Source organism: Streptomyces aurantiacus (assembly GCF_001418335.1).
GTDB lineage: Bacteria > Actinomycetota > Actinomycetes > Streptomycetales > Streptomycetaceae > Streptomyces > Streptomyces aurantiacus.
In genome coordinates, this window is the sequence record NZ_LIPP01000251.1 from 1 (window position 1) to 3,275 (window position 3,275).

Annotated in this window: 2 protein-coding genes; one reads left to right on the plus strand and one right to left on the minus strand. The window is 70.0% G+C overall.

Going from position 1 to position 3,275, the window contains the following annotated elements:
• Positions 1–27 precede the first annotated feature (27 nt).
• On the minus strand, positions 28–1,434 hold the full coding sequence (locus AOK01_RS29195) for a cation:dicarboxylate symporter family transporter (RefSeq protein WP_055516919.1): 1,407 nt from the start codon (positions 1,432–1,434) through the stop codon (positions 28–30).
• A 144-nt stretch (positions 1,435–1,578) separates the two neighbouring features.
• On the opposite strand from AOK01_RS29195, the gene AOK01_RS29200 reads away from it, so the two are divergent.
• Positions 1,579–3,275: sensor histidine kinase (locus AOK01_RS29200; protein ID WP_079103850.1), on the plus strand; the 1,697-nt coding region annotated here is incomplete at its 3' end.

The window sequence follows — 3,275 nt, forward strand, 5'->3', positions numbered from 1 at the left end:
AGCCCCCACGCACCCGCAGCCAGGCAACTACGCCTTAGCCAGTGCCTTGCCGTCGCCAGCGCCAGCGCCCGGCTGCTCCGGCACATCCGCCAAGCCGTCGGCAGACCCCCCGCCATGCCCGTCGTCCAGCAGCGTCGTCTCGTCGAACGGCAACCGCCCCGCCAGCACCTCATCGACCCGCGGCCTGTCGATCTCCTTTGTCCACGTGCCGATCAGCACCGTGGCCACCGCGTTGCCCGCGAAGTTCGTCAGCGCGCGCGCCTCGCTCATGAAGCGGTCGATGCCGACGATCAGGCCGATGCCGTCGACCAGTTCCGGCTTGTGGGACTGGAGACCGCCCGCCAGGGTGGCCAGACCCGCACCGGTGACCCCCGCCGCGCCCTTGGAGGCGACCAGCAGGAACAGGAGCAGCGGGATCTGCTCGCCGATCGACATCGGCGTACCCATGGCGTCGGAGATGAACAGCGAGGCCATGGTCATGTAGATCATGGTGCCGTCGAGGTTGAAGGAGTAGCCGGTCGGGACCGTGATGCCGACCACCGGCTTGCTGATGCCCAGGTGCTCCATCTTCGCGATGAGCCGCGGCAGCGCCGACTCGGAGGACGAGGTGGACAGGATGAGCAGGAACTCACGGCCCAGGTACTTCAGCAGCAGGAAGATGTTCAGGCCCGCCACGATCCGCAGCATCGCGCCGAGCACGATGAAGACGAAGAGGAAACACGTGACGTAGAAGCCGAGCATCAGGACGGCGAGGCTCTTGAGCGCGTCCACACCCGCCGAGCCGGTGACCGCCGCGATCGCGCCGAACGCACCGATGGGCGCCGCCCACATCACCATGGCGAGGATGCGGAAGACGAGACGCTGGATGTGCTCGATCCCGCGCAGGACCGGCGTACCGGCAGAGCCCATGGCCTGGAGCGCGAACCCGGCGAGCAGTGCGACGAGCAGGGTCTGCAGGACCTCGCCGCCGGTGAACGCGGAGACGATCGTCGTGGGAATGATCCCGAGCAGGAACTCCTCGGTGTTCTTCGCCTCGACGACCTGCCCCTGACCGGCGTCCTTGATCGCGTCGGTCACCGCGAGACCCGTACCGGGCTCCAGGATGTTGCCGACGACCAGGCCGATGGCCAGCGCGACGAACGACATGACCACGAAGTAGCCGAGCGCGATGCCGCCCACCGCGCCGACCTTCGCTGCCTTGCGTACCGAGCCGATGCCCAGGACGATCGTGCAGAAGATGATCGGCGAGATCATCATCTTGATCAGGTTCACGAAGCCGGTACCGATCGGCTTCAGCTCGACCGCGAAGTCGGGGGCGATCAGACCCACGGCGATACCGGCGGCCACGGCGATGATCACCGCAATGTAGAGATAGTGCGTGCGGTCCCGCTTCACAGCGGGAGCGGCAGGTGCCGTATCGGGTGTGCTGGTCACGGCTGCCCTCCTTGACGACGTCGTCGGCATCATCCGGCGTGCGGCTCACGTCCGGGGGTTGTCGGTGACTATCTCCCGGTGTGTGAGGGCGGTCACCCTTCCGTTCATTACGTTCACGCTTTTCCGGCCAGGCAGACTGTTTGTATGCGCCTCCCCCGTGCCCCCCGGCCTCGCAGCCTGGCCGGCCAGCTCTTCGCCATGCAGGCCGTGCTCGTCGCGGTCGTGGTCGCGGGCTGCGCGCTCTTCACGTACGTCAGCGACCGCAGCCAGGCGGAGGACGCGGCGGGCCGCCAGGCCACGGGGGTGGCCCGGTCGGTCGCGGACTCCCCTTCCGTACGGGAGGCCATCCGCACCGCGGACCCGACGAAGAGGCTCCAGCCGTACGCGCTGGCGGTGCAGCGCGGCGCGCAGGTCGACTTCGTGACGATCATGAATCCCGAGGGCATCCGCTGGACCCACCCCACCGAGGAGCTGATAGGGAAGCACTTCCTCGGGCACACGGACCGGGCGCTCCTCGGCGAGACGTTCACCGAGACGTACACCGGCACCCTCGGCGAGTCCGTGCGTGCGGTCACGCCGATTCGCGACGGTGACCGGATCGTCGGCCTGGTCAGCGCGGGGATCAAGGTCGACGAGATCAGCCAGCGGGTCGAGGGCCAGGTCAAGGCCCTGTTCGGCGTCGCCGCCGCGGCCCTGGCCCTGGGCGCCGTCGGTACGTACGTCATCAACGCCCGGCTGCGCCGCTCCACCCACGGGATGAACGCCGCCGAGCTCAGCCGGATGCACGACTACCACGAGGCCGCGCTGCACGCCGTGCGCGAGGGGCTGCTGATGCTGGACGGCCAGTACCGGGTGGCGTTGATCAACGACGGCGGGCGCGAGCTGCTCGGCGTGGGCGGCGACGTGCTCGGCCGCTCGGTGGCCGAGCTCGAACTGCCGGCTCCGCTCACGGGAGCCCTGCTGTCGGGCGAGCCGCGGGTCGACGAGGTGTATCTCACCGAGTCGCGGGTGCTCGTCGTGAACACCTCCCCGGTGTCGGGCGGTGAGCGCCGCGGCACCGTCGTGACCCTGCGCGATGTCACCGAACTCCAGTCCCTCATGGGCGAGTTGGACTCCGAGCGCGGCTTCACCACGGCGCTGCGCTCGCAGGCCCACGAGGCCGCGAACCGCCTCCACACCGTCGTCTCCCTGATCGAGCTGGGCCGCGCCGAGGAAGCCGTCGACTTCGCCACCGCCGAGCTGGAACTGGCCCAGGCCCTCACCGACCAGGTCGTCGCGGCGGTCAGCGAGCCCGTCCTCGCCGCCCTGCTCCTGGGCAAGACGGCCCAGGCGAACGAGCGCGGCGTCGAACTGGTGGTCTCCGAGGACAGCAGCATCGACGACGGCCTGCTCCCGGAGTCCCTCACCGCCCGCGACCTGGTGACGGTCCTGGGCAACCTGATCGACAACGCCGTGGACGCGGCCCAGGGCTCGGTGGGCGCCCGGGTCACCGTCACCGCGCTCGCGGACCGCGCGGACCTCGCGGAGCCGGAGGGCCTCGTCCTGCGGGTCACCGACACCGGGGCGGGGGTGGACCCGGCCCACGCGGAGGAGGTCTTCCAGCGCGGCTGGTCCACGAAGCCGGCGGGGCCCGGTGGGCGCGGGCTCGGCCTGGCCCTCGTACGGCAGGTGGTGGCCCGGCACGACGGCACACTCACCGTGACGGCGGCCCCAGGCGGCGGGGCGTCCTTCGAGGTACGACTGCCCCTGCCGCCCACACCACAGGAACAAGAACAGGCACAAGAACAGGAACAGGAGTCCCGGCTCGGGTCCGAGCCAGGACCCCAGCCCAGCCCCGAACC